Origin of the sequence: Bartonella sp. AA81SXKL (assembly GCF_042196945.1) — a bacterium.
GTDB lineage: Bacteria > Pseudomonadota > Alphaproteobacteria > Rhizobiales > Rhizobiaceae > Bartonella.
In genome coordinates, this window is sequence record NZ_JBHIRH010000004.1 from 118,787 (window position 1) to 144,953 (window position 26,167).

At 37.4% G+C, this 26,167-nt stretch carries 19 protein-coding genes, 3 tRNA genes and 6 pseudogenes; 13 read left to right on the plus strand and 15 right to left on the minus strand.

Annotated elements, in window-relative coordinates; translation table 11 throughout:
- Positions 1-477 precede the first annotated feature (477 nt).
- The 9 genes and pseudogenes from ACFINZ_RS03865 to ACFINZ_RS03905 all read right to left on the minus strand — a co-directional run bounded on the left by ACFINZ_RS03865 (position 478) and on the right by ACFINZ_RS03905 (position 5,024).
- Positions 478-1,060: pseudogene (locus ACFINZ_RS03865) on the minus strand (hypothetical protein).
- A 3-nt stretch (positions 1,061-1,063) separates the two neighbouring features.
- Positions 1,064-1,384: pseudogene (locus ACFINZ_RS03870) on the minus strand (hypothetical protein).
- A 146-nt stretch (positions 1,385-1,530) separates the two neighbouring features.
- Positions 1,531-1,785 (minus strand): type II toxin-antitoxin system PemK/MazF family toxin, encoded by a 255-nt coding sequence (locus tag ACFINZ_RS03875; protein WP_375637025.1) that lies wholly within the window; start codon positions 1,783-1,785, stop codon positions 1,531-1,533.
- A 60-nt stretch (positions 1,786-1,845) separates the two neighbouring features.
- Positions 1,846-2,073: pseudogene (locus ACFINZ_RS03880) on the minus strand (antitoxin).
- Between the two features lie 49 nt (positions 2,074-2,122).
- Positions 2,123-2,510: pseudogene (locus ACFINZ_RS03885) on the minus strand (hypothetical protein).
- 171 nt (positions 2,511-2,681) lie between these two features.
- Positions 2,682-3,014 (minus strand): hypothetical protein, encoded by a 333-nt coding sequence (locus ACFINZ_RS03890; RefSeq protein WP_375632931.1) that lies wholly within the window; start codon positions 3,012-3,014, stop codon positions 2,682-2,684.
- A gap of 103 nt (positions 3,015-3,117) precedes the next feature.
- Positions 3,118-3,420, minus strand: a complete 303-nt coding sequence (locus ACFINZ_RS03895; protein ID WP_375632929.1) for a hypothetical protein — start codon at positions 3,418-3,420, stop codon at positions 3,118-3,120.
- A gap of 676 nt (positions 3,421-4,096) precedes the next feature.
- A pseudogene (locus ACFINZ_RS03900) lies at positions 4,097-4,411 on the minus strand (hypothetical protein).
- 527 nt (positions 4,412-4,938) lie between these two features.
- Positions 4,939-5,024 (minus strand) — tRNA-Leu (locus tag ACFINZ_RS03905).
- A 146-nt stretch (positions 5,025-5,170) separates the two neighbouring features.
- Between ACFINZ_RS03905 and ilvA the strand changes: the two genes are divergently transcribed.
- From ilvA to ACFINZ_RS03920, 3 genes are all read left to right on the plus strand, one after another.
- Positions 5,171-6,448: a threonine ammonia-lyase IlvA gene (gene ilvA, locus ACFINZ_RS03910; protein WP_375612449.1), complete on the plus strand. Its 1,278-nt coding sequence runs from the start codon at positions 5,171-5,173 to the stop codon at positions 6,446-6,448.
- A gap of 35 nt (positions 6,449-6,483) precedes the next feature.
- Positions 6,484-7,014 (plus strand): hypothetical protein, encoded by a 531-nt coding sequence (locus ACFINZ_RS03915; RefSeq protein WP_375607472.1) that lies wholly within the window; start codon positions 6,484-6,486, stop codon positions 7,012-7,014.
- 290 nt (positions 7,015-7,304) lie between these two features.
- On the plus strand, positions 7,305-8,687 hold the full coding sequence (locus ACFINZ_RS03920) for a DEAD/DEAH box helicase (RefSeq protein WP_375683980.1): 1,383 nt from the start codon (positions 7,305-7,307) through the stop codon (positions 8,685-8,687).
- A 1,393-nt stretch (positions 8,688-10,080) separates the two neighbouring features.
- On the opposite strand, the gene ACFINZ_RS03925 is transcribed toward ACFINZ_RS03920, so the two are convergent.
- Positions 10,081-10,155: transfer RNA gene (locus ACFINZ_RS03925), tRNA-Asn, on the minus strand.
- A 184-nt stretch (positions 10,156-10,339) separates the two neighbouring features.
- On the opposite strand from ACFINZ_RS03925, the gene ACFINZ_RS03930 reads away from it, so the two are divergent.
- The 6 genes from ACFINZ_RS03930 (at position 10,340) to ACFINZ_RS03955 (ending at position 18,282) form a co-directional block, all read left to right on the plus strand.
- Positions 10,340-10,413, plus strand: a tRNA-Cys gene (locus ACFINZ_RS03930).
- Between the two features lie 220 nt (positions 10,414-10,633).
- A complete protein-coding gene (locus ACFINZ_RS03935) occupies positions 10,634-11,308 on the plus strand; it encodes a protein-L-isoaspartate O-methyltransferase (RefSeq protein WP_375613722.1) in 675 nt (224 codons plus the stop codon).
- A 66-nt stretch (positions 11,309-11,374) separates the two neighbouring features.
- Positions 11,375-12,667 (plus strand): TolC family outer membrane protein, encoded by a 1,293-nt coding sequence (locus tag ACFINZ_RS03940; protein WP_375632921.1) that lies wholly within the window; start codon positions 11,375-11,377, stop codon positions 12,665-12,667.
- A 252-nt stretch (positions 12,668-12,919) separates the two neighbouring features.
- Entirely contained in the window at positions 12,920-13,474 is a 555-nt protein-coding gene (locus ACFINZ_RS03945; protein WP_375632919.1) for a DUF2497 domain-containing protein, read from the plus strand.
- Between the two features lie 148 nt (positions 13,475-13,622).
- Positions 13,623-16,346, plus strand: coding sequence for a valine--tRNA ligase (locus tag ACFINZ_RS03950; RefSeq protein ID WP_375701177.1), 2,724 nt, complete (start codon positions 13,623-13,625; stop codon positions 16,344-16,346).
- A gap of 1,144 nt (positions 16,347-17,490) precedes the next feature.
- Positions 17,491-18,282: a tetratricopeptide repeat protein gene (locus ACFINZ_RS03955; RefSeq protein WP_375618569.1), complete on the plus strand. Its 792-nt coding sequence runs from the start codon at positions 17,491-17,493 to the stop codon at positions 18,280-18,282.
- A 104-nt stretch (positions 18,283-18,386) separates the two neighbouring features.
- Here ACFINZ_RS03955 and ACFINZ_RS03960 read toward each other — a convergent pair whose 3' ends face one another.
- The 5 genes from ACFINZ_RS03960 to xth form a co-directional block, all read right to left on the minus strand.
- A complete protein-coding gene (locus ACFINZ_RS03960; RefSeq protein WP_273791447.1) occupies positions 18,387-19,133 on the minus strand; it encodes an amino acid ABC transporter ATP-binding protein in 747 nt (248 codons plus the stop codon).
- A gap of 11 nt (positions 19,134-19,144) precedes the next feature.
- Positions 19,145-19,861: an amino acid ABC transporter permease gene (locus ACFINZ_RS03965; protein ID WP_375621443.1), complete on the minus strand. Its 717-nt coding sequence runs from the start codon at positions 19,859-19,861 to the stop codon at positions 19,145-19,147.
- Between the two features lie 2 nt (positions 19,862-19,863).
- Positions 19,864-20,616, minus strand: coding sequence for an amino acid ABC transporter permease (locus ACFINZ_RS03970; RefSeq protein WP_375662114.1), 753 nt, complete (start codon positions 20,614-20,616; stop codon positions 19,864-19,866).
- A gap of 141 nt (positions 20,617-20,757) precedes the next feature.
- Positions 20,758-21,663: a transporter substrate-binding domain-containing protein gene (locus ACFINZ_RS03975; protein ID WP_375634815.1), complete on the minus strand. Its 906-nt coding sequence runs from the start codon at positions 21,661-21,663 to the stop codon at positions 20,758-20,760.
- A gap of 125 nt (positions 21,664-21,788) precedes the next feature.
- Positions 21,789-22,571, minus strand: a complete 783-nt coding sequence (gene xth / locus ACFINZ_RS03980) for an exodeoxyribonuclease III (protein ID WP_375634813.1) — start codon at positions 22,569-22,571, stop codon at positions 21,789-21,791.
- Positions 22,572-23,059: 488 nt separating this feature from the next.
- Between xth and rpsL the strand changes: the two genes are divergently transcribed.
- The 4 genes and pseudogenes from rpsL to ACFINZ_RS04000 form a co-directional block, all read left to right on the plus strand.
- The gene (rpsL, locus tag ACFINZ_RS03985; RefSeq protein WP_005773262.1) at positions 23,060-23,431 is read left to right on the plus strand and encodes a 30S ribosomal protein S12; all 372 of its coding nucleotides are present in this window, start codon (positions 23,060-23,062) and stop codon (positions 23,429-23,431) included.
- Positions 23,432-23,449: 18 nt separating this feature from the next.
- Complete coding sequence (gene rpsG / locus ACFINZ_RS03990) at positions 23,450-23,920, plus strand: 30S ribosomal protein S7 (RefSeq protein ID WP_375632907.1); 471 nt, start codon at positions 23,450-23,452, stop codon at positions 23,918-23,920.
- 24 nt (positions 23,921-23,944) lie between these two features.
- Entirely contained in the window at positions 23,945-26,029 is a 2,085-nt protein-coding gene (fusA, locus tag ACFINZ_RS03995; protein WP_375632905.1) for an elongation factor G, read from the plus strand.
- 62 nt (positions 26,030-26,091) lie between these two features.
- Positions 26,092-26,167 (plus strand): annotated as a pseudogene (locus ACFINZ_RS04000) (elongation factor Tu); the annotation flags it as partial.

Genomic DNA, 26,167 nt, shown 5'->3' on the forward strand with positions numbered 1-26,167 from the left:
TGGCATAGCCACACCTGACAAAGCTATTATATGCATGTAGCACACAATGAGTTAAAGCTTTTAAATTGCGGAAGATTAGTTATTTCGGCAACTAATCCGCTAGTTGTTTTAAGGTGTTTTTGAGGCACCTGATTCGAAAATACCTATTACTATAGAATTTTCCAGCAACAAGAATTACTTTTTGCTAAGAAAACGTTTCACATATTGTACAGTGTACATATTGAAATTATTATTTATCAATGAGCTAAGTGTAAAATGTACAGTCAAATTGAAAATTCTGTCGTTAGCGATAGTTCGCACTAGTCTGCCCCGCAACGAAGCCAACCCGCTGGGAAGTACATTTTGAATTGATTTTATTGACTTTTTTATGGAAAAAACAAAACATAAGTGATAATCTGTTCTTAAAATTGCAATCAAAGTGTATAATACATAACTCATAAGGATATGGAATAGATAGATAAAGCTTAAGAACATAATTTAGCTTTTCTTGTTGGCAGCGTATTCTTGACGAGCAAGTTGTCTCTGTATGTTTTTGGTTAATCTTTCATTGGCATGTTGTGCAATAGCACTTGCAATTTCTGGCTTAGACATCACTTTAGCAATGGAGGGTCCTTTTTGTTTTGCAATGGGGAATTGATCTCCATCGGCTCTTTGAAACACATTCCCATTCAGCTTTTTTAATTCAACACGCTTTGGAAAACTGCCCACCTTTGATAAAAGCATGGGGTAAGATTTCTTTCTTTCCAAACAGTGTGTAAGTTACGCCGCGTTTTGTTTCTCTTGCTTGAAAAAATTTAAGAGGTATTGGTGTTCCAGAACCAATGATATCTGTCTCAAGAAACCTTGCTGTCGCCTTTTCTTTAATATAAACACCTCTTCTTATACGCTTTATTTGGGCTGATGAGATGTCTGCAACTTGCTTTTCAGTAAAGCGTTCGACTTGTTTTGCTGCAGTGTTTAGAGCATTACGCAGAGCCCAATTAAGGCGAGGGGCTTGAAGGCTTGTGAAGGTATCTTTTGCCTGTTGAAGATACCATTTTTGGTGGATGATTAACTTCAACTTTTAAGCCTTTTTTGGGGTAGGGGTTAATGGCTTGGAAGCTTTAGATTCTTTTGGTTTTTCGAGAGAGGTTTCCTCTGTTACTGTTTCAGATAATATTTGGTTGGGTTCTTTTTCTACTTGCTTAATGTGTTCAATTGCTTTGTCAGGCTTTGCTACCATCTTGGCCTCAACAAGAAGTTTTGCAGCATTGGCGCGCTTGAGACGTGCGTAGATCTAATTAGAAACTTCAACAAATGGATTATTGGGTGTTGATGGTTCAAAGCGAACAGTGCTTTTATTGTCTCCAACAACACACATTGGCTTAGTGATGACAGCTTTCATCATTGCTTCTTTTGAGTCATAATTAATGACATCATTAGTCAAATATTGATTTTTATTCTGTGAAAAATTGTTTAGCCGATTGTCAACAGAAAAAATCATGATCTTATGCTTTTTTATTTTTTACCTAAAGTTGGTGTTTTTAAACATTAAAAATTGTAGAAAAAATTCAAGTAAGAAATGTTGATAACTTTGCTAAGACTTCGCCCATTACGCGCTACTATATCTAAAGAACGCGGTTGGTCGCAGCGTATCACACCTGTTGTATGCAGCCCTGTTCCCACCAATGAAACAGCAAAGCCTGCTATTCTAGCAAAATTTCCTCCACTCGTAATGGGCAAAACAATGAGTGTTTTTGTTAAACGATTAAACGTCTCCGGTGACACAATCAGTACAGGACGCATTCCTTTTTCTCATAGACAGAGGTTGGGTCAAGCGATACAAACCCAATTTACCCCGCTTCATTACAAGAGCTCTCTCCCAACAAGCTTAGCATCAAACCACTCTACATCTTTATCCGCAAAATCGTCCGAAGTATTACATTGGGCTAACAATTCTTCAAGAGTGTAATTTTGCGATATCTATAGCCAAACCCACTTGCATATTTCAGTAAGATGAAGAACATCAAGCAATGCAGGCGGTGTAGAGAGCATAACTGATCCTCCAACTTTACGTAATTTCGTTGTATGCATAAAACGCCCTCTCTAATATTATATAAAAATATAACATAAAGCCCATGATTCAATAGCTTTTTATGCTTTTGTGTAAATGTTTAAGAAGCGCATTTAGAGCAATACGCAATATACTCTGAATAAAGTCAATATTTTTTATCTCTCTGTTGATCTCGTCTATAAGAGGTTCGTAATTGAGAATGCTTTTCGGAATATCACCACCGTAAACCCATGCTTTTACTTGCGCTTTGGTACTAAAATCCGCATTCTTAGGTGTTTTGTAATACTGACCACCATCAAACTTTTCACACTCTCTTGTGCCGTCTTCGTATTCGTAGAGGTTGTAAAAATACTCCTCTGTCCCATCCCCCATGGGGCATACCCACTGCCGTTGCAACAAACCTCTTTCGCATGGGTTGTTTACGGTTTTTTAAGAATAGATGTTTTAAAATGAACATGCTTTAATCCTAATTTTACAAATTTGTCTATTTGCCTTAAATTTGACCGTACAGAGCGTTTTATATGATAGATTTTTTATCATAAAATCTTTAAATCACTCTGTACGGTGCCATTTTGTCGATTTAAATGCACATCCAATCACAAAATGATCAGAAATTTTCACTAGTTTGCTAACCTGCAATGTTTTTCACTTGCTTTTCAACCAACGTGAGTGGTCTTGAATTCTCTCTCATTGCCTTTTCTTTCAGCCTTTTTTCACGGGTGTTCAAAACAGCCTGGTGTACAAGATTGGCTTTTGTCAAAAGACTATTTTCCAAATCACGACATAATTTTACTAACTCACGAGTGTTTGGAAAAAACGTATCCGATAAACCTTCTACCTCATCGCATAAAATCCGTTTAACCGTTTTTATGAGTGACCACGCAGAAACACTTTCCAAAACCATTCCATAGGTAAGCGCCATACCTTCATGATCTGCCTGTTGCGAAATTTTTTGAACCACACGAAAGCATCCAAATTGCCTTGGTTATGTCCTCTTTACTCACTTTTATTGAAAACAATTCGTGAAGTTGATCACACGCTTCTAAGGCAATCGCTTCCTGCTGTTATGTCAATGCTTGCCACTTTTCAAAACTAAAGGAAACTCCGGAGTTATCATCTCGTGAATGTGTTTCAAAGTGACCTCGAGGCCCGATATCAAGGATACTGTCTGAGATGCGTTCATCTACACTTTTTTGCCTTTGAGAGTGATTTCCATAGTTTTTTCCGTTCTCTAAATCCTCGATAGCTTTTTGCACCCAGTTGCGCCACATTGCTTTCCAATCCGTTTTGCGTGCATCTTTGCCTGTTCTAGCTTTCCAAAAATCTCGAAATTTTGCCATTTCGGCTTTGACACGCTCTGGAGGCAATCCCTCTTCGATTGCGAAATCATAAACAGGTTCGAAATCATCAGGGGTACGACAGCCACTGTCATTTCTAACCCGTTTAGCTTTTTCGTAATGTTCTCTTGCTCGTGAATGGAAGGTTGTTTTTCTACACCCGTTTCGATTTGCTCTGATGTGGTCTCAACAGCAGCAACCTCTGTTGGTTCGTCAACCTGTTCGTTTGTTTCTAAACTTTCAGAAGCAGTTTTTTTTGCTAACTAAAATGATAGTTTTAGTTTATATATATTCTTATTCTGTTTCTTTATAGCTTGGTTTTGCTTAGCGTTTGCTTCAGCAAAATCATTAAAGTGTTTTTATAGCGTTTTTTATTGTGCACCTTTTTTCCAGCCTCACTATGAATTTGCGATATGTGCACTTTTTTATCAGTAAAATCTTTTAGCTCTTCTTCAACGCGCGTATTCGACAAACCATTATCTTTCTCAATAAGTTTATCATTCTTTATGAGATATTCGACAATAGTTACAAACTTTTTTGCGAGCAATTGCAAGCGCGGGCAAGCATTTCAAAATCTGTTTTAATTGGTGCTTTTTTGTCATACATGCGAATGAAAAGCGTTATATAAATGCCCCTTTGCTCTCATGTCATTCCATCGATCTCACTGTTCCAGTCATTCAAAAGGAATCTTATCCATGGCATTGCATTAGACATGCGCATTTCCTTCTTTAACTAAATATAAAATTGCTAAAGCATTTGCTTCGTTGTCATCTTTTGGATTGTATCCTTTTGCACACACCGTCTTAATCATCTCTTCTTGTGAGGCATTGACTTTATCTGTTGTGATCTTCATTTTTGTAAGCCATTGCTGAAAACGCAAATAGCGCATACTATCGCCTTTAAAACGACAAAATTCAAAATTGACAAGTGCTACTTGTTATACTGCTGTCTACACGAGAAATCGCCCAGCCTGTCTTAGATCTAGATCAAGGCAGAGAACGGTTTGTGTATTGATGATCATCTTCCCCCATGAAGGCTGTTGCGTATTTATATGTGCGCTATGACAGAGCGTGTTGTGATTGCCTGTCTTGAAAAAATGGTCGTGAGAAAGTACTTGAAACTACTTTTGGGCCAATTTTTTACTGCCATTCGAGGAAAAATAATCTTAGAAGCAGTTGATTTTCGAATTAACTCTTCTTGTTTTTGAATCACATCTTTTTGTGCACGTATTTTTTCAGCTTCTTTATCTATTATTTTGTCTTTTGCATCTATCTCTTTTCTGAGCTTTTGCGTCGTTTTACAAGAGTCATGAAGAGTATAAGCCAATCCCAAATTAGCAATACTGATTGCCTCTCCATCCTATAAAGACGAGGAGGAGGTCAAAGTGCTAAAAAGGTACCTCAAAAAGCAGCAATGATTCGTATTTTAGTACCACCGCGGTGCCGTCTTATAGCGTTATAATAAAGTTACGAAAGGTGGTTTAGAAGGTGCTTTAATTTTTTTTGACTTTTAATAAATCATTGGAAAATAAGAGAGATTAAGATAATCTGGTGCGGACGGCGGGACTTGAACCCGCAAGGTCTTCGACCGGCAGATTTTAAGTCTGCTATGTTTACCGTTTTCATCACGTCCGCGATGTGAGTTCTCTCATAAGCTATATCTTTTATTGAATCAAGAATTAATGACAAAAGAAACATTTTTCATTTTTTAGTGAAATTTTGACTGACAATAGTTTCCTTTATCGATAGAAAAAGCTTTTATAATGTAAATAAAGTATGAAATGATTAGTGTTATGAGTCAATTTATTCAAGACGTCACAAAAGCTATGGTGGGATTGCATCACGTGTTTGCTGAAACACCACTTCAAAGAAATGATTTTCTTAGTCAAAAGTATGATGCAGAAATTTATTTAAAGCGTGAAGATTTAACACCGGTGCGGTCTTATAAGATTCGTGGTGCTTTCAATTTTGTTTCAGAAATGCTTAGCTGTATATCACCAGATTCTGCATTTGTTTGTGCTTCAGCGGGGAATCACGCGCAAGGGGTTTCTTTTGTTTGTCGTTATTTTAAACGTAAAGGCGTGATTTTCATGCCTATGACAACGCCACAACAAAAAATTGAAAAAACACGTATTTTTGGTAAAGAATTCATTGATATTCGTTTGGTTGGTGAAACATTTGATCAATGTTATGAAGCTGCGCAATCCTTTGTCGTAGAGAGCGGTGGTGTAATGGCTCCACCTTTCGATGATATTCGCATTATTACAGGGCAGGCAACAGTGCTTTGTGAAGCTGCTTTACAATGGAAAAAACTCAATGGAGAAAGTGAGCCAGATTTGATGATTGTGCCAGTAGGGGGTGGTGGTTTGGCAAGTGGAGTGAGCAAGTTTTTACATGAATATGGTTGGAAAACAAAGCTTCGTTTTGTTGAGCCGCAAAGAGCTGCAAGTTTGCTTGCTTGTTTGGAGAGTGGAAAACGCGTCAAGCTTGAAAGCATTGACACTTTTGTAGATGGTGCTGCTGTGGCTGAAATTGGTGCTCTAAACTATACAATTCTAAAGCAATTTCCCCCTGATTCTGTCATTACGGTTCCTGAAAACCGCGTTTGTTCTACGATGGTTGAAATGCTTAATGTTGAAGGTGTGGTTCTTGAACCGGCTGGTGCTTTATCGATTGATGCGCTTAACAGTATTCCTCCTCAAGAGTTAAAGGGGAAAAAAATTCTTCTCGTTATTTCAGGAGGTAATTTTGATTTTGAGCGTTTGCCAGAAATTAAAGAGCGTTCTTTACGTTTCCAAGGGTTGAGAAAATATTTTATTTTTAGTTTTCCGCAACATCCTGGTGCATTGCGTCATTTTCTTTCCACATTATCACCAGATGATGATATCGTACGTTTTGAATATCTTAAAAAGTCAGCGAGAAACTTTGGTTCTGTATTGGTTGCGATTGAAACAAAAAAATACGGTAATTTTTGTCTTTTAGAGGAAAAATTTCAAGCGTTAGGTTGGCGTTATCGTGATATTACTGATGATCAAACGTTATTTGATTTTGTTATTTGAGAAACTGAAATTTTACTAAAACAAGAAGTATAATGATGAAACCTATTTTTTATTCGGTGCTGAGTCTATTTTTCTTTTTGATTGTTAATCAACAGAGTTTAGCATCTCAGCCAACAATAGTACAAAAAGATGAACTTTCAAGAGTCGTTGTTGATGTCAATAATGCTATAAAAAATGGGGATTTTATGCCTATTTCTCGTTATATGCCTGAGCGGCTTTATAAAGAGATGGCACATCGATTGAATACAACAGAGAGTGCTTTACGTAGTGATTTTCTTCAACAGTTGCATAAGAAATTTGAGGGGTTGCCTTCTGGTGCTTATTATTTAGATAAAGAAAATATAGAGTATTTACAAACTGATAACGGTACTTTGTATGCTTTAATTCCAACAGTTCTTGAGATGAAAGATCGCATCATTCAATATAAAACTTTGGCGATTTTTGATAAAAACCAATGGTATTTAATTTATGGCGGTCAAAAAACTTTACAAAATCCAGTTTTTCTCGAGATTTATCCTGATTTTATCAAGGTACATTTACCGATGGACACAATCATCAAAAAGTAAACGATCTAAATATTGTTTTTATTCATGATAAATGTATTTCGTAAAGTTCTTGCTTTTTTATCATAATCCAAAGATAATAGAGGTGAAGGCATTTAGACTGGTTTGTTGGCTTTTTGTAAAGTGAAGTTTATACGCCTTTATCTTGATTTCAAGGTGTTCATGAGTTGCGCAAGCCGCTTTTTAGGCGTTGCTTCATTTAAAATGTCAGGGATTTCTCTTGCGCGGATTCTTGAGTGGAGAGTTCAGATGGTTACTTCTTTTGAGTTCTTCAGCTAAGGAAAGATTTTATTTTGCCTATAAAAGAAGAAAATGTTTTTACAAAGTTAGGTTTGCCTACTCTTTTGATTAAAAATTTATTCATTGCTGGGATGAGTAAACCTAAACCTATACAAGAACAAGCTATTCCAGTTATGTTGAAAGGACACGATATTTTAGGTGTTGCTCAGACAGGTTCTGGAAAAACCTTGGCATTTAGTTTGCCTATTTTAAGTCAGATTTTGGCTTTAGGTGATAAACGCTGCCCTAAAACTGCACGCGCTTTGATTTTAGCTCCAACGCGTGAACTTGCTGTTCAGATTGATGAAACGATTCGCACTGCGGCGAAAGGAGCACATCTTTCAACATGTCTTATTTTTGGGGGCGTATCACGTTTAAAACAAATTAAACGTATGGAAGCAGGTGTGGATGTTTTGATAGCGACTCCAGGGCGTTTGAGAGATCTTGTTCGTGAAAAGTGTGTTGATCTTTCCCAATCTCGTTTTTTGATTTTGGATGAAGCAGATCGTATGTTGGATATGGGGTTTATTCATGATGTTAAGCAAATTGCAAAGCTTTTGCATCAAGAGCGTCAGACAGCACTCTTTTCTGCAACAATGCCGAGGGAAATTGCTGTGCTTGCAAAATGTTTACTCAATGATCCGGTTAAAATTGAAGTTGTTCCTCAAGGTACTACGGCTGTAGAGATTTGCCAAAAATTATATTGTGTTCCTACGAATGAAAAAAAGAATGTTTTAAGTAAACTTTTGACAAATCCAGCTTTTGATTCGGTTATTGTTTTTACTCGAACTAAACATGGGGCAGATGCTGTCACACGTAGTTTAGAAAAGGTAGGATATTTAGTCGCAACAATTCATGGAAATAAATCACAAGGTGCTCGCCAGTCTGCTTTAAAAGCTTTTCGTGAAAGATCTGTGCAGATCCTAGTGGCAACAGATATTGCTGCACGCGGTATTGATATACCAGGGATAAGCCACGTTATTAATTACGACTTACCAGATGAAGCTGAAAGTTATGTACATCGTATTGGTCGTACAGGACGTAATGGCGCATCTGGTGTAGCACTTACGCTTTTTGATGAGAAGGTAGAAAGGTCCCGCTTGCGTGCTATAGAACGCTTGATTCGTATGAAATTGGTGGCTGAGGCTGTTCCAGAACAATTTGCAGCGTTTCCAGAAAAGCCAATTGTACGAGAAAGTAAAGAAAAAGAAAACGATAAGGAACGCCGTTTTAAAAAATCTAAACATCAAAAACAGTTTTTAGGTCGAAAAGATGATACCGCACAGTTGCAGCGGAAGAATTCTTCACCTCAAAATGAGAGGCATAAAAAAGCAAAAGCAGTAGTAAAGCGTGCAAAGCCTCTTCGTTTTCGAAAATCAGTTAAGAGGGCTGCTTAGATAAAGTCTTGAAAAAAGATCATGTACTGGAGATTTTTTACTTTTGTTGATTTATTCTCAATTGAAAAGAGCTATAAAATACTCTTGTCAAAGTAAGAAGATCCTTTAGAGGTTTTCATTTTTTAGAAATGAAAACTTCTAACTTTTTGGATTTATTAAAAATCTTTATTGTAGAGGCAATTATTTATTTGCTTTATTCCTATTTTTTTAAATGGGAATAAAAGTAGATTTTATTTATATAAAACTATTTTTATAAAGGATGTGTTTTATCTTTAATGATAACTTTTAATTTTAAAAATTGATGTCTAATAATAACTCATTGTTTTATATATTTAATAATTAATTATATCGTATTTTTTTCATTTTTAAGTTATTTATGCGGATCAATCAAAAGTATTCGCTTGCACGTTATGTGTGAAGTTGTCATATAAATAAACATTTGAAAAATAAATAAAATAATTTTTATAAACTCTTTCAAAGGCAATGGGGGATTGCTGAGATTGAGAGTTGGAAAATAGTATGATGGTATGGCTTTTATTATAAATAAAGATGGGGCTGATCAATCGATTTCATTTTATACCATTTACGGGTGTCATTGTGAAAGAGTCTTGGGGGGATTTAAGAGATATCTCTTTAAAAAAGCATGTGACTGCATAATACAATAGCGAGAATGTCATGATTTCTGAAGGCTTTCTCAGGACTCTTAACAATTTAGCTTGTTATCTTGGTTTTTACTGTAAAACACTATTATTTGGGGGGGATATAAAGTATTTGGGGGATATAAAGCCTATAAGATTTTATGTATTAAACGTTTTATGACAGTGTGGTGAACAAGGCAAGGTTGTTTGTAAAGCGTTGAAGTGGCTAGCAGGAGGCAACCTGTTAGATAAGACGTTGGAGTGTTTACAGACTTGTTTTATGTTTTTTGCTTTTAGGATGGGGAGGAGGTTATGTGGGGTGTATGGAGATAATATATGACCTTGATTATTGTTTCTTCCATTTTTCAAAATGATTGCTTCATGAGCAGGTTTTTAAGTTTAATTTCTTTATTGAGTATAAATTATGCTTTCTTTGGAAAAAAATATGAGACAGTTTCATTGCTGATGGAGCTTAATAATTCATCTTTGATGAAAGAAATCGTAATTTATAATTTATAATGTGCAAATAATTGCAGTGCCCTCTTATAGAGGTGCGGTGGTTTGAGAAAAGTAATCTTATTTGTGCTATTTTAAAATGAATCAACAGTTTTTTGCGTTCATTGCAAAAAACACATCCCGTAGGATATTGCGTTTCTATTTTATTGCAAAAATCCTATTCCATTACTTTTATTAACGAATCCCTCATGTCTAAAAACTTTAGAAAAAACAATAAATTACGTAGAATAAAAGAAAAGTGGCTCCCCGGGCCGGATTCGAACCAGCGACCAACCGGTTAACAGCCGGTTGCTCTACCGCTGAGCTACCGGGGAACGGTGCCCAATCATTTAATTGAAAAGGCTATAGCAAAGCAATACTGATTTGCAAAGGATAAAATTACTTTTTTAAAAAAAATATGATAAATTGTGTAATAAGAGGAAAAAAGGCGAGAGAATATTTCTACACCTTGACGGATGCGTTGCCTTCCCTTATTGAAACCTTTATGTTTGTTGACGAGGCCTCGTGGCGGAATGGTTACGCAGAGGACTGCAAATCCTTGTATCCCGGTTCGATTCCGGGCGAGGCCTCCAGCCGATTTTAAACGAAACGGCTTTTAGGGGAGATGAGGTATAGGAAAATAGATTATTTCCCTCTATTCTTGTGAAGACGCTTTTGTATGAGAGATTATACAGTTAAAATCTAATTGTTGACTGTAGCATCCTTTTTTCTAACACCCATAGTTTAAGAGATCTTCGTCCCTTGTTGTCGTTGTTTTGTTTGTTTTTTGTAGGTTAGGAGAAAATATTCGTTATGGTTGCAGATTTTGCTGAGCTTCGTCGCAAAATGGTTGACAATCAAATTCGTACAGTCGATGTAACGGATTTATCAGTTCTTGAAGCCTTTTTAACGGTATCTCGTGAAGATTTTGTATCGGAAGATATGAAAGTGTTAAGTTATCTTGATACTGATATTGTTCTATGTCCAGAGCAAGATGGGGTTCCTGCACGCTATTTGATGAAACCTGCGTCTCTAGCGAAATTACTACAGCTTGCCGCTGTAAAATCATCAGATGTTGTTTTAGATATTGGTGCAAATAGTGGTTATTGTGCAGCGTTGCTTGCAAAACTTGCAGGGTCTGTGATTGCGCTGGAAAGTGATAAATCTCTCTTTGAACGTGCTCTTGAAGCTTTAGAACGGAATCAATGTGATAATGTGGTTGTCGTTCATGGTCCATTAGAGAAAGGATATGCCGTTGAGGGACCTTATGACGTGATTTTCATTGAGGGATCTGTTGATTTTATTCCTCAAGGTATCTTTGATCAAATGAAAGACTGTGGACGTCTTGTTGTGGTTGAAGGGCATGGAAATGCTGCTGTTGCACAAATCTATATAAAAGAAGATGGGATCATCTCGGCTCGTCGTGCTTTTAACCTCGCTGTAAAGCCTCTTCCTTGTTTTTTCAAAACACCTGGTTTTGTGTTTTAGTGCTTGTTTGTTTTGTGAATAAAAGATAATTTTGTAATTTATTTGGGGTTTGTTATTGTGTGTATTATGTTTAGAGTAAACAAGAAGTTTCAGGCGTGTTTATTGCTGGTGTTGAGTGTTTTTCTATCAGAGGCTGTTTGTGCTGAAACATTGATGGATGCCTTTTCTAAGGCTTATAAATATAATGCTAAGTTGAATAGTGAACGTGCAGCTGTGCGTATATCCAGTGATGATGTTGTCATTGCGCGATCGGGGCTATTGCCACAAGTTGAGGGAGTTGGGAACTATGGGCGCAATAAGTCTTTTACAGGTCCTTATGTCACTTCTGGATCTATAGGAGTGAGATTAAATCAAAGACTATTTGATGGTTTTATCACGCAAAATATCTTTTCTTCAGCTCAAGTTAAGTTGCAGGCTCAGCGTGAATATCTTCGTAATGTTGAACAAAATACGTTTCTGGAGGCGGTGACCGCTTATGCTAATGTCTATCACGCACGTCGTGTTGCCGATCTTCGGAGAGAAAATTTGGCAGCTCTTGAGGAACAAGTTCGTTCCAATAAAGCAAAATTTGATGTGGGTGAAGGAGGGCATGTTGATCTTGCTCAAGCTCAAGCTGCACGTTCCGTGGCGGTTTCAGAGCTGAGTCTTGCTCGTGCTGATGTAAAAGCAGCAGAGGCAGTGTATCGACAAGTTATTGGTTCTGATCCTGAAAAGTTAAAACGCCCACCTGTAGCCAAAGATTTTCCCGTCAACCTTGATATGGCTTACCAAATGAGCGTTGTGATGCATCCAGCAATCCTTTATGCTAAATATTTAGTCGATGCGAGTGTTTATAATGTAAAGGCGAAAGAAGGGGCATTGCTCCCTAAAGTTGATTTTTCTGCAACTGCATCTTATAATCGAATCTACAGCGGGGTTGGAGAAGATGGCATTTCTAAATCGATAGTGTTGTCAGTAAGTGTCCCAATCTTTGAAGGAGGGCGTACGTCTGCGCAAATTCGCCAATCAAGGGAACAGCTTGGACAGGCGCAGCTTCAACTCGATTTGGCGCATAGTAATACGCGACAAGCACTTACTTCTGCTTGGTTTCAGTTGGAGGGCGCACGCTCATCTGTTGTTGCTTACCGTGAAAGTGTTCGTGCTGCTGAAATTGCTCTGAAAGGTCGTGTTCAAGAAAATCTCGTAGGGCAAGCAACGACGCTGGATGTTTTAAATTCTCGTACTCTATTGATTAATGCTCAGATTGCGCTTGCAATGGCAGAGCGTAATGCTGTTGTGGCGAGCTATAGTGTTCAATCTTCTATTGGTAAATTGACTGCAAGTTATTTAGGTTTAAAAACAATTAAATATATCCGATAATACATAAAAGTATCTCTTTGAATCTTATTAAATTATTTTAGTTTTTAAAAGCTTAGTAAATCAACAGTTGAATATGTTGAAAGATATTGCGGCGAGATATTATTTTTATAAGTGTAGAAAACTGTGTGTAGCGCCCTCTTTATGACAAGCATATTTGAAAATATCGTAGGAGGCATGTTGATCTTATAATTCTTTTGCATACACTGAAAATATGATTCTATTTGTTGTTGCGTCTTTGAGAGGTTGTAAAGTATGGTACAGAGTTCAAGCGTGTTACGTGAGCCAAGTATGGATGAAATTTTAACATCTATTCGTGAAATAATCGAAGAAAATGCGGTTCAATCTGATCACTTTTTAAATGAAGATGTTGCAGTGAATGCTTCAGAAGTGGCATCCGAGGGTATTTATGATACAACCTTATCGGTTGATGATGCTATGAAAGCTTTAGCTGATCGTATTGGTCTTTCTTCTGAAAATCAAGGAGGGAAGATAACGCAAGAGAAAGAGGATATAGAGGCAGAAAATAATACAGTTGGTATGGATATGCAAAAGATGAAGCTTTCTTCTGAAGAACGGAATTCTGTTTATAAAGCAAAAGAATATGAAGATGAGATAAGGAAATCACAGTCAGACGCTGGAAGGGATGGTCATGTGGAATTGTCTGCATATTGTATTTCTTCTGCAGAAAAGATTGCAAAGGATGTGTTGCGTCCTGCTATAGCAGAATGGTTACAGTCTAAATTGCCTATTTTGCTGGAAGATATTTTGCGTGAAGAGATTATGAAGGCGATTAAAAAATCGTCTTAATTATTTTTACATTATTTTTATGTTTTTCATTTTATGAGAATTTTGTTTGCGATTTTGCGAGCTCTCTAGTGAATGGCTGAGATTCACGAGATTCTGATCAGGTTTTGATCATATATTGTGTTTTTCAGCGGCGTTATGGATGGATAGAATGTTAGAAAAAAACTATGATGCTGCCTCTATAGAGCAACGGGTTGCAAAGAGATGGGAGACTCGTGGGGCTTTTAAAGCGGGAGCTGGTTCTAAAAGCGGTGCAGAACCTTTTTGCGTTATGCTTCCTCCTCCTAATGTTACGGGCTCACTTCATATGGGGCATGCGCTCAATACGACAATTCAAGATATAATAGTTAGATTTCAGCGGATGCGTGGCAGAAATGTGTTGTGGCAGCCTGGTATGGATCATGCTGGGATTGCTACGCAAATGGTAGTGGAGCGTCAACTTGCAGAACGCCAAGAGCCAACGCGTCAAGAAATGGGGAGAGAAAAGTTTATTGAGCGTATTTGGGAATGGCGTTATGAAACTGGAGGCGTTATTGCAAACCAGTTGCGTCGCCTTGGGGTTTCATGTGATTGGTCGCGTGAGCGGTTTACAATGGATGAGGGGTTGTCGCAGGCGGTTCGTGAAGTCTTTGTCACGCTTTATAAGCAAGGGTTGATATATAGGGATAAGCGCCTCGTCAATTGGGATCCTAAATTGTTGACAGCTATTTCAGATCTTGAAGTTGAGCAAAAAGAAGTTCAAGGACGTTTGTGGCACTTTAGATATCCACTTGAAGGTAAAATTTTTGATCCAAATGATGCGACAACTTTTATAACAGTGGCGACAACACGACCAGAAACAATGCTTGGTGATACAGGAATTGCTGTTAATCCTGAAGATGAGCGTTATAAAAATCTTATCGGTAAAAATGCTCTTTTGCCGCTTGTTGGTCGTAGGTTATTAATTGTTGGTGATAGCCATGCTGATCCTGAAGCTGGAAGTGGTGCTGTAAAAATCACACCAGCTCATGACTTTAATGACTTTGAAGTAGGACAGCGTAATCATTTACGCTTGATCAATATTTTTACCCAGCAAGCCGAGATTTTTCTTCGTAAAAATGAAGCATTTTTCGATGGTTTGATTTTATCAGATGAATTAAAAATGTTAGTAGAAAATCTCGATAAATCTGATCGTTTTGTTGCTCGCCAGAAGATTGTTTCTTTGATGGAAGAACAGGGATATTTAGCTTCTGTTGATGATCATACCCATATGGTTCCTCATGGAGATCGCAGTGGTGTCCCTATTGAGCCTTTTTTGACAGATCAATGGTATGTTCATGCTGCTGAATTAGCAAAGCCAGCGATAGAGGCTGTTCAACAAGGCAAAACGCAGTTCGTTCCCGATAACTGGAAAAAGACGTACTTCAATTGGATGGAAAATATTCAACCTTGGTGCATTTCTCGCCAATTATGGTGGGGACATCAGATTCCTGCTTGGTATGGTCCTGATGGAACGGTTTTTGTTGAAAAAAGTGAAAAAGAGGCTTTAGATTCAGCTTTTGCTCATTATGGTGAGGTTGTTGAATTAATCCGTGATCCGGATGTTTTAGATACTTGGTTTTCATCAGCTCTTTGGCCTTTTTCAACATTAGGATGGCCAAATAAAACGACTGAATTATCTACTTTTTACCCAACATCTTTATCTGTGACAGGATTTGATATTATTTTTTTCTGGGTTGCTCGTATGATGATGATGGGACTTCACTTTATGGGTGACGTTCCTTTCCCAACGGTTTATGTGCATGCTCTTGTGCGGGATCAAAAGGGTGCAAAGATGTCAAAATCAAAGGGAAATATTATTGATCCCTTAGAGCTTATTGATCAATATAGTGCTGATGCACTTCGGTTTACTTTAGCTATTATGGCAGCACAAGGTCGTGATGTAAAACTTGATGTTTCCCGTATTGCTGGTTATCGTAATTTTGCTACGAAATTGTGGAATGCTACCCGATTTGCACAGATGAATGGTGTGAAGCATGATCCAGCTTTTAAACCAGAACAAGCAAAATTGGCGCTTAATCGTTGGATTTTAACAGAGTTATCTAAAACAATTTCAGCGGTTACGACTGGTATTGAACACTATAAATTTAATGAGTCAGCTGCCACTCTTTACCGTTTCATTTGGAATACATTATGTGATTGGTATTTGGAGCTTCTCAAACCTATTTTTCAGGGGGAAAATGAAGATGCTAAAAATGAGGCTCAAGCTTGTACTGCTTGGGTTTTAGATGAGGTTTATAAACTTCTTCATCCTTTTATGCCTTATATGACGGAAGAGTTGTGGTCTCTTACAGAAACGCAAGCCATCAAGCGTGAGGATATGCTCGCATTGACAAAATGGCCAGAGAAAACATTGATAGATGAAGAAGCTGCTGATGATATTAATTGGCTTATTGATGTCGTCACGGGGATTCGGTCTGTACGTTTTGAAATGAATATTCCAGTGGCGACACAAACACCTCTTGTTGTTGTCGAAGGAGGGGAAGTAACGCGAGAGCGTGTGAAGCGTTATGATGCACTTCTTAAAAAATTAGCGCGTATTGAAGTTATTGATTTCTCTGATAAAGTTCCGGAAGTATCGGCACAAATGATTTTGGGAGAGGCTGTTTTTTGTTTACCATTAGGACAGTTGATTGATTTGGAGGCTGAACGTGTTCGTTTGAGGAAGGATGTCAGTAAAATTGAACAAGATATTGAAAAAATATCGCTTAAGTTAAACAACCCCCAATTTATAGCAAATGCAAAAGCAGAAATTGTTGAGCGTGAGCGGAACAGGGTTGTAGAACTGCGTGCAGCGCAGAAAAAAATATTTGTTGCTTTAGAGCGGTTAGATTGATTTCAACTTTTTATTTTTTTGATAGATAATTGCATACCAGTAGGGCTAGTATAGATCTTCTTTAAAAGGAAACTTTTTCTTTTGTTAGTTTTTCATGAACGATCATAAAATCTCTACTGAAATCCATTGTTTTATGTTTATCATTAAAGAGACATCTTTTAAGGCATCCAAGCCTATTCCACGACGTAGATCATGAGTGGTATAACGGTAAATCCATTGAGCTTCCCTTCTTTATGCTTGTGAAGTAACAAGCGCCGGGGGGCACCATTCTGTCCAATATCCGGATAACCCTTAGCTCAAACCGTTCGTAAGAGGCATTTTTAGTTCTTTCTTACACAGAGTTTTTATCCACATAGCTCTCTCTGCTTGTAATGTGCAAGCGGATGGTTTTGATTGATTTAACATGGAACAGGTTTGGAATGAGAGAATCTTACGATATTCGAGGTCCTCATTCAATATGCAAAAAGGTAAATCATCATTATAAATCAAAACATTGTTTTATTTCTGTAAAATATCATCATTTAGAGTAGCAATATAAGGCATGTAAAATTACACATGTGGTATTTTTTGTATGTAGTGGTGAGTATTCTGAGGTAGAACTTGTGTGTAAAGTATGAAGTAACCCCATGTGAAATGATGTCAGGTGCAATCCGTTAAACAAAAAGCTTGTATTGTTTATAGATTGACGGAGACAAAAAACTTCATCTTTAAGGTGGTAAGGCAGTCGTGAAGTTATAAGTTAACTATCATCATTATATTTATCCATCTTTCGTATTGTTTTTTATATTTAAACGCTTACCATTCATCATGTATTCTCTTCATTCTCAAGTTGCTGTTTAATGTACGTTATTTTATTGAACGATTTTTACTCATACGTATAAAATTTTAAGATCGATAAAGCTTAGAATGTTAAAGGATGTGTTACAAAATATAGAATGATGATTTATATTTAAAAATCAATTTGTTGTATATAAAAATGGATACTTAATTTTATCGAACATTTTGGATGATTTTTATCTATTTGTCTTTTCTTTTAAAATTTTTACTTTAAAATCGCGTATGCTTCTTACTAAGAAAAAGAGTTTAAATATCTACAAAGAAATTTGTAACAGATATAATCATTAAAATTGAGATAGGGGGGGAAATGGTTAATAGGTTTCAGATATGGAAAAAAGTCACGATTGTTGTGATTTTAGGGGGATTTTTTTCGACTGTTTATGTAATAGATGTCAATAGCTTGCAAGAAGCGAATGATGGTTCGTTTTATTTTTTTAAACGTGGCATGTCTGCTTATAAAAATGGGCATATAAATCAGGCTATTGCAGCATTACGTTGTGCAGCTAAGAGAGGCCATATTGGTGCGAATTGGAAACTTGGCTCTATCTATGCCAACGGTGATGGTGTTCCTAAAAATGATTATAAGGCATATAATTTTTTTGCATATATTGTTGAAAAAGGTGCTGATCTTGGTTCAGAGGATGAAAGTTATGTTTCTGATGCATTGGTTAAACTTGCGAGATATATAAAAAAAGGTATTCCTCAATCACCTGTGAAACCTGATCCTTCTTATGCTGCTCATCTTTATATGCAGGCTGCGGTAAACTATGGAAATCCTAAAGCTCAGTATCATTTAGGAAAAATATTTTTAAAGGGAGAGGGAAGGGAGAAGAATCTTATACAAGCAGCACGATGGTTTCAACTTTCAGCAAAAAAAGGAAATCCTTCTGCCCAAGCAATGCTTGGAAATATACTGCTTCAAGAAGGAAAAATTGTCCGTGGGGCAGCAATGTTAACTGCTGCCTATGAAAAAGCTAACGTAAAAGACAAAAATTGGATTCATCCTTTGCAAGAACAGGCTTTTGCTCTTTGTAATGAATCTGAGAGACGTACAGCAATTTCACTGGTTGCTGAGATTTTAAAGAATAACAGTTTTTAAACATCTGATTGTAATATTTTTACATTCTCTCATCTTATATTAAACTCTGTTTTCTTGTATACAAGTTCATAGTAAAGATAGCTTTTTTTTTGATAATCTAATGGCTAATGACTTAAGATTTTAGACAAAAATTCTTGCGTTCTCGGTTTTCTTGCTTGCGGATCAGAAAAAAACTCTTTAGATGAACAGTCTTCAAGAATTGTTCCTTGATCTATGAAAATAACACGCTCAGAGACTTTTTGCGCAAATCCCATTTCATGGGTTACACAAATCATCGTCATACCTTCTTCTGCTAAGCTAATCATGACATCGAGTACTTCACCTACCATTTCAGGATCTAGAGCAGATGTTGGTTCATCAAAAAGCATGACAAGTGGATCCATAGTTAAGGCACGTGCAATAGCAACACGTTGTTGTTGCCCTCCAGAAAGTTGACCAGGATATTTATCTTTGTGTTCAATGAGGCCAACGCGCTCAAGATATAACAATCCACGTTCAAGTGCTTCTTTTTTGCTTCGTTTTAGGACTTTGATTTGTGCAATTGTCAAATTTTCTGTGACAGATAAATGGGGGAAAAGCTCGAAGTGTTGAAACACCATTCCTACCTGACTTCGCAATTTAGGCAGATTCGTTTTTTTTGAATGAACAGGTATTCCATTAATCCAAATTTCACCTTTTTGAAAAGGGACGAGAGCGTTAATAGTTTTAATGAGTGTTGACTTTCCTGAGCCTGATGGACCACAAACGACAACGACTTCTCCTTTATTAATATTGGTTGTACAGTTTTTAAGGACTTTAATTTCGCCATACCAATTAGAAACATTTTTTATTTCGATCATATGAGTAGACATTTTTTTTCCTGTTAGCGAATAATGGATACTTTTTTTTGTAAATACAAAACTATTTGTGACAGTGTAAAACAGATAACAAAATAGAAAATAGCTGCTAAGATATAAGCTTCTTGCTTTACACCAAAATTATTAGCAGCAATATCAAAACCATTCAAAAGGCTATGACCACTGATGGCATAAACAAGGGTTGTATCCTGAAAAAGGATAATAACTTGTGTTAAAAAGACTGGAAGCATATCTCTAAAGGCTTGAGGAAGAATGACAATGTACATACTTTGCCAATATGTCATTCCAAGAGCTTGTCCTGCATATTTTTGTCCTTGCGGAACTGAATTGATTCCAGCACGCATAATCTCAGCAAAATAAGCCGTTTCAAATGCGGTAAAGGTAATGAGTGCTGATTTATTTGCACCAATGGATATACCGGTTAAAAAAGGCAGAAGCACGAAAAACCATAAGATAACCATCACAAGTGGTATTGAACGCATAGCTGTTATGTAACTGATTGCAAACCAAGAAAGAAGTTTTATGGAAGAAAGGCGCATCATTGCTAAAAGCGTACCGAAAACAAACCCCAATACCGTTGCAAAAAGAGTTAGAAAAACGCTAAAGAGTAAACCTGATAAAATGTAAGAACGAAATACATCAAAGGTAAAAAAGGAAAAATCAAAGTCGGAAAAATTGAAAGGAAAATAAAGTCCAAACTGAGAGCTTATGAAATTCATCATATTCAATTTCCCTTTATTTGAAAATTAGGAATTTTGAGTATTTGTTCAATGACTGTCATCACAATGAATACGAATAAGGCTATTAGAATATAAAGGATCGTAACAAGTAAATAATTTTCGTAAACATGGCTTACCTCTTCAATTGCTTGGTATTGAAATTGCATGAGCTCATTTATTGAAACGGCGAATGCTATAGACGAATTTTTCACAATCCCCATTGCTTCTGAAGTAAGAGGTGGCATAATTGCACGTATAGCACGTGGTAGTATAATATAGCGATAACTTTGATAAGTTGTAAACCCCATTGCCATAGCAGCATAGCGTTGTCCAGAAGGAATCGCTTCAATGCCTGAACGAACCTGTTCAGCAATGCGTGCAGATGTAAAGAATCCCAATGCGCATGTTATTAAGAGAATGGGGGAAAATTTCATCGCTGGTGGATAAATCTTCGGAACAACAAAATACCACAAAAACACTTGTACAAGGAGGGGAATATTACGCATAATCTCTACCCAAATAGTACCGATAGTGCGAAATATATAATTGATTATGGATGTTTTGGGTAAAGTGCGCATTGTTCCTATAATAACACCACACAATACAGCTAATATAAGTGAAGTGATAGACAATATAACCGTATTTTTAAAGCCATCGAGAAGTGTATCTAAATAGGTATGGCTCACACCGGGAGTTCCCAAGCATCCTGTTACCAATGTTTGAGTAAGGTCATCTCTACAAAGGAAAGAAAAGTCCATTAATTGATATTCCCTCAAATTAGTCATTCACAAATAGGGCAATAAACCAAGCGCATCTACATAGGCCAAATTTATTAAAAAGTGAATTAAAATATAAACCACACTCAATTTCAAAAGAGTGTGGTTCTTCTTTATTAAATTCTATAAATCTTTTTCCGCGTAGCTTTCTCGAGGCTTATTATTTGGGTGATCCCAAGCATATCTTGTTTGTTTTGACAAGGGAAGGTTCATAACAGTGTTAGCAGGTGGGATCGGTTTCATAAACCACTTATTATAAAGCTTTTCCAGTGATTCATCTTTAATCTGACGTACGATACTATCGTTGATTGTTTGTTCAAATTTTTTGTCATTTAATCTGAGCATACAGGCAATAGGTTCGACTGAAAGTACAGTATCAAGAATGACATAATCAGATGGATTCTTTGATTTAGCAATATGTCCAGCAAGAATTGAAGCGTCCATGACAAAAGCATCTGCCTTACCAGATTCTAATAATAAAAAACTATCTCCGTGATCTTTTCCCTTTAAAACTTTAAACTGAATGTTTTTTGCACGTTTATTTTTACGAATAAGTTGAACAGATGTTGTACCGGTGGTCGTTGCAACTGTTTTTCCATTTAAATCCTCAAGAGATTTAATGTTAGAGTTTTTCTTTACAGCAATCCGAACCTCTTCAATGTATGTCGTATAAGCAAATGCTGCTTCTTTACTGCGGGCAATATCATGTGTTGTTGAGCCGCACTCAAAATCATAGGTTTTATTTTTTAAGAGAGGAATTCTATTTTGAGAAGTGATGGGAAGATAATGAATTTTAATTGGTTTACCAATTTTTTTTGAGATATCATCAATGATCCGTTCTGCCATTTCTGTATGAAAGCCTACATATTTATTATTACCAAGGGCGTAGGCTAAACCAGATGATTCACGGACACCTAAAGTAATTTCACCTGTTCGTTTTATTTTTTCAAGAGTATCATGTTCAGCATGCGCGAAACTTGAGAATCCAATGGACGTTGCTGCAATAAGCATTAATAATGATTTCTTCATTTATGTCCTCCATTCATTTATTTTTATTTTATTTGCTTAAGATATACTGTTTATATGCTGTAGCATAGTTATTATTTTTGAGTGGAATTTTTTTTGTTGTCTCATGAAATGAGGATTTTACTTTCTTAATTGATATTAAGGTTAATCCAAACAGGAACGTGGTCGGATGGTTTTTGATATCCCCTTACTTCTGTTTGGCTATGAGCGCAAATTAATTGATCAACAGCTTCTGGTGATAATAATAAATGATCAATGCGAATCCCATTATTCTTAGGCCAAGCACCTGCCTGAAAATCCCAAAAACTGAAGGAGGGAGTATCGGTGACATTCCGGATAGCATCATAAAAACCTAAATGGAGAATACGTTGGAATGCTTTTCTTGTTTCTTGAAGAAATAAGGCATCTTGATACCATTCTTGAGGTTTTTTTGCATCTAATGGAGTGGGGATGACATTATAATCACCTGCTAGAATAAGAGGTTCTTCATACGCAAGCAATGATTTTGCATGTGTATATAATCTTTCCATCCATTCTATCTTATAGGAATATTTTTCACTCTCAATAGGATTCCCATTTGGCAAATAGAGAGATGCAACACGAACAACACCTTTGTTTGTTGAATAAACAGCTTCAATGTAACGTGTTTGTTTATCATTATCATTGCCTGGTAATCGACGGATCACTTCATCTGGTGTTTTTTTAGAGAGAATCGCAACGCCATTAAAACTTTTTTGTCCGTGTGTTTCTATATGGTAACCTAAACTTTCAATTGCATCGCGTGGAAAATTTTCATCGATACTTTTAATTTCCTGTAAACAGACTATGTCCGGCTGGCTTTGCTGCAGCCATTGACATAATGTTTCATGTCGTGCTTTTATCCCGGCAATATTCCACGTTGCTATTTTCATGGCGCTCATCATTAGATATCCAATATGCAATTCAATTTACTGCATGTATGTTTTACTACAGTCACATCGCTGTTTTTTTGTTTATAGGGGATATTACTATGGTAAATTGATTTATCAAGAGTAGCGGTAAAAGCAAATTTAAAGTTTTAAAATTTAATTTATTTTCATTTTTAAAAACTTTCTGCTGTTTAGTTCTTGACGAATGTACGTGTTCTCGCTATTAGAGATGGATATAACCGATGTGAATGTAATCAGGTGTTTTGGATATGAACCGGATCATTCACAGGTGTTAAGAAGATTAAAAGCAAATGCTAGTGCAAAAGGCTATTGCCTTCTCTGCTTATGGTCGGGTAAACTGTTTTTTGCAGGTGTGCCCGATTTTGTGTATAGACTTAGATATCTGTTCCGATTCTGTTGGGGTGGATAGAAATAAAAATAGAAAAGCCCGATTGGGTGAGACGAATGTAGATCGAAAAGAGGAAGGTTGCATGCCTACCGTAAACCAGTTGATTCGCAAGCCGCGTGTGGCGCCAGTTAAACGTAATAAGGTTCCTGCTCTGCAGTCGAATCCGCAGAAGCGTGGTGTCTGTACGCGTGTTTATACAACAACACCGAAGAAACCTAATTCTGCTCTTCGTAAAGTTGCTAAAATTCGCTTGACGAATGGATTTGAGGTAATTGGTTATATTCCTGGAGAGGGACATAATCTTCAAGAGCACTCTGTTGTAATGATTCGTGGTGGTCGTGTGAAAGATTTGCCAGGAGTTCGTTATCACATTATTCGTGGTTTACTTGATACGCAGGGTGTCAAGAATCGTAAACAGCGTCGTTCAAAGTATGGCGCAAAGCGTCCAAAATAATATTGAGAGACAAAGCTAATGTCCCGTCGTCATAGAGCAGAAAAGCGTGAGATTAATCCAGATCCCAAATTTGGTGATTTGGTTATTATGAAATTTATGAATGCCATTATGTTTGATGGTAAAAAATCAGTTGCAGAGCGTATTGTTTATGGTGCGCTCGATTCTGTGGAAAAAAGAGTAAAAACAGATCCTGTGGCTCTATTTCATCGAGCTTTAGAGAATATTGCTCCTCATATTGAGGTTCGTTCACGCCGTGTTGGTGGCGCTACTTATCAAGTTCCGATTGATGTTCGTCCTGATCGTCGTCAGGCTCTTGCTATTCGTTGGTTGATTGCGGCGGCACGTGGTCGAAATGAAACGACGATGGTTGAGCGTTTATCTGGTGAATTGATGGATGCGGCTAATAATCGTGGTTCTGCCGTGAAGAAGCGTGAAGATGTTCATCGTATGGCTGAAGCTAATCGTGCTTTTTCTCACTATCGCTGGTAGAAGTTTTAAACTAAGGCAAATATAATGGCTCGCGAATATAAAATTGAAGATTATCGTAATTTTGGTATTATGGCGCATATTGATGCTGGTAAAACTACGATGACTGAACGTATTCTGTTCTATACCGGTAAGAATCATAAAATTGGCGAGACCCATGATGGGGCTTCTACAATGGATTGGATGGAGCAGGAGCAGGAGCGTGGTATTACGATTACGTCTGCTGCGACAACGACATTTTGGGAAGGGCAAGACGGTCGGAAGCGTCGCTTTAATATTATTGATACGCCAGGGCACGTTGATTTTACGATTGAAGTTGAGCGCTCTTTGCGTGTTCTTGATGGTGCAATAGCCTTGTTGGATGCAAATGCTGGTGTGGAGCCTCAAACGGAAACTGTTTGGCGGCAAGCTGAGAAGTATCGCGTGCCTCGTATGGTTTTTGTTAATAAAATGGACAAAATAGGAGCTGACTTCTATCGTAGTGTGGAGATGGTTGGTTCTCGGTTAGGTGCTAAAGCGCTTGTTTTGCAGTTGCCGATTGGTGCTGAAAATGACTTTGAAGGAGTTGTTGATCTTGTAGAAATGAAGGCTTTAAAGTGGGATGGTTCTATTGGTGCCTCGGCAGTGATAAGTGAAATTCCCTCTGAGTTAAAGGAGAAAGCTGAAGAATATCGCGAGAAATTGATTGAGATGGCTGTGGAGGTTGATGAAGCTGCGACAGAGGCTTATTTGGAAGGTGTTATGCCAACCAACGAGCAGCTTGTTTCTCTCATTCGTAGGGGGACAGTAGAAGTTCAGTTTCATCCGGTTCTTTGTGGTACGGCTTTTAAAAACAAGGGGGTGCAGCCACTTTTGGATGCTGTTGTTTCCTATCTTCCTTCTCCAATTGATATTCCGGCGATTAAGGGTGTTGATGTAAAGAATGAGGCTGAGACGACACGCGAATCTTCTGATGATGCTCCGTTATCTATGCTTGCTTTTAAAATTATGAATGATCCTTTTGTTGGTTCATTGACGTTCTGTCGTATTTACTCAGGTAAAGTTCAGAAAGGTATTTCTCTTGAGAATACTGTGAAAAAGAAAAAAGAGCGTTTGGGGCGTATGCTTCAAATGCATTCAAATTCTCGTGAGGATATTGAAGAAGCATTTGCTGGTGATATTGTTGCTCTTGCAGGACTTAAGGAGACGACAACAGGGGATACTCTTTGTGATCCTTTGAAGCCTGTTATTTTGGAGAGGATGGAATTTCCAGAGCCTGTTATTGAGATTGCAATTGAACCGAAGACAAAAGCAGATCAAGAAAAAATGGGTATTGCTCTTAACCGTCTAGCAGCCGAAGATCCTTCATTTCGTGTTAAATCGGATGAGGAATCTGGTCAGACTATTATAGCTGGAATGGGTGAGCTTCATCTTGATATTATTGTTGATCGTATGCGGCGTGAGTTTAAGGTTGAAGCAAATGTTGGGCAGCCTCAAGTTGCTTATCGTGAGTCAATTACTAAAATGGCGGAAATTGATTATACGCATAAGAAACAATCGGGTGGTGCAGGTCAATTTGCTCGTGTGAAAATTGTTTTTGAGCCTCATGATGGTGATGACTTTATTTTTGAGTCAAAGATTGTTGGTGGTGCTGTTCCTAAAGAATATATTCCCGGTGTCCAAAAAGGGATTGAGAGTGTTATGGGGTCAGGTCCTCTTGCGGGCTTTCCTATGCTTGGTGTAAAAGCGACTCTCATTGATGGTGGCTATCACGATGTTGATTCTTCGGTTTTGGCTTTTGAGATTGCTGCTCGTGCGGCTTTTCGTGATGGGGCAAAGAAGGCTGGTGCACAGCTTCTTGAACCGATCATGAAGGTGGAAGTTGTTACACCAGATGATTATGTTGGTGATGTTATTGGTGATCTCAATTCTCGTCGGGGACAGATTTCAGGAACTGAAGCGCGCGGCATTGCAACGGTTGTGAATGCAATGGTTCCTTTGGCAAATATGTTTGGTTATGTGAATACTCTTCGCTCTATGAGTCAGGGGCGTGCGCAGTATACAATGCAGTTTGATCATTACGAGCCTGTGCCTTCAGCTGTTGCTTTGGAGATTCAAAAGAAATACGCGTAATTTCAGGTTGGTAATTAATTTTTAACTTAGTCCTTGGCTTGGACGGAAAATGGAGAGCTCAAATGGCGAAGAGCAAGTTTGAACGAACAAAACCGCATGTTAATATTGGTACGATTGGTCACGTTGATCATGGGAAGA

Excerpts from the sequence above, each read along its gene's own strand:
- ACFINZ_RS03875 (WP_375637025.1), bottom strand. The coding sequence starts at position 1,785 with ATGCGTCCTGTACTGATTGTGTCACCGGAGACGTTTAATCGTTTAACA.
- ilvA (WP_375612449.1), top strand. The coding sequence starts at position 5,171 with ATGATTAGTGTTATGAGTCAATTTATTCAAGACGTCACAAAAGCTATG.
- ACFINZ_RS03915 (WP_375607472.1), top strand. The coding sequence starts at position 6,484 with ATGAAACCTATTTTTTATTCGGTGCTGAGTCTATTTTTCTTTTTGATT.
- ACFINZ_RS03935 (WP_375613722.1), top strand. The coding sequence starts at position 10,634 with ATGGTTGCAGATTTTGCTGAGCTTCGTCGCAAAATGGTTGACAATCAA.
- ACFINZ_RS03940 (WP_375632921.1), top strand. The coding sequence starts at position 11,375 with ATGTTTAGAGTAAACAAGAAGTTTCAGGCGTGTTTATTGCTGGTGTTG.
- ACFINZ_RS03945 (WP_375632919.1), top strand. The coding sequence starts at position 12,920 with ATGGTACAGAGTTCAAGCGTGTTACGTGAGCCAAGTATGGATGAAATT.
- ACFINZ_RS03950 (WP_375701177.1), top strand. The coding sequence starts at position 13,623 with ATGTTAGAAAAAAACTATGATGCTGCCTCTATAGAGCAACGGGTTGCA.
- ACFINZ_RS03955 (WP_375618569.1), top strand. The coding sequence starts at position 17,491 with ATGGTTAATAGGTTTCAGATATGGAAAAAAGTCACGATTGTTGTGATT.
- ACFINZ_RS03960 (WP_273791447.1), bottom strand. The coding sequence starts at position 19,133 with ATGTCTACTCATATGATCGAAATAAAAAATGTTTCTAATTGGTATGGC.
- ACFINZ_RS03965 (WP_375621443.1), bottom strand. The coding sequence starts at position 19,861 with ATGATGAATTTCATAAGCTCTCAGTTTGGACTTTATTTTCCTTTCAAT.
- ACFINZ_RS03970 (WP_375662114.1), bottom strand. The coding sequence starts at position 20,616 with ATGGACTTTTCTTTCCTTTGTAGAGATGACCTTACTCAAACATTGGTA.
- ACFINZ_RS03975 (WP_375634815.1), bottom strand. The coding sequence starts at position 21,663 with ATGAAGAAATCATTATTAATGCTTATTGCAGCAACGTCCATTGGATTC.
- xth (WP_375634813.1), bottom strand. The coding sequence starts at position 22,571 with ATGAAAATAGCAACGTGGAATATTGCCGGGATAAAAGCACGACATGAA.
- rpsL (WP_005773262.1), top strand. The coding sequence starts at position 23,060 with ATGCCTACCGTAAACCAGTTGATTCGCAAGCCGCGTGTGGCGCCAGTT.
- rpsG (WP_375632907.1), top strand. The coding sequence starts at position 23,450 with ATGTCCCGTCGTCATAGAGCAGAAAAGCGTGAGATTAATCCAGATCCC.
- fusA (WP_375632905.1), top strand. The coding sequence starts at position 23,945 with ATGGCTCGCGAATATAAAATTGAAGATTATCGTAATTTTGGTATTATG.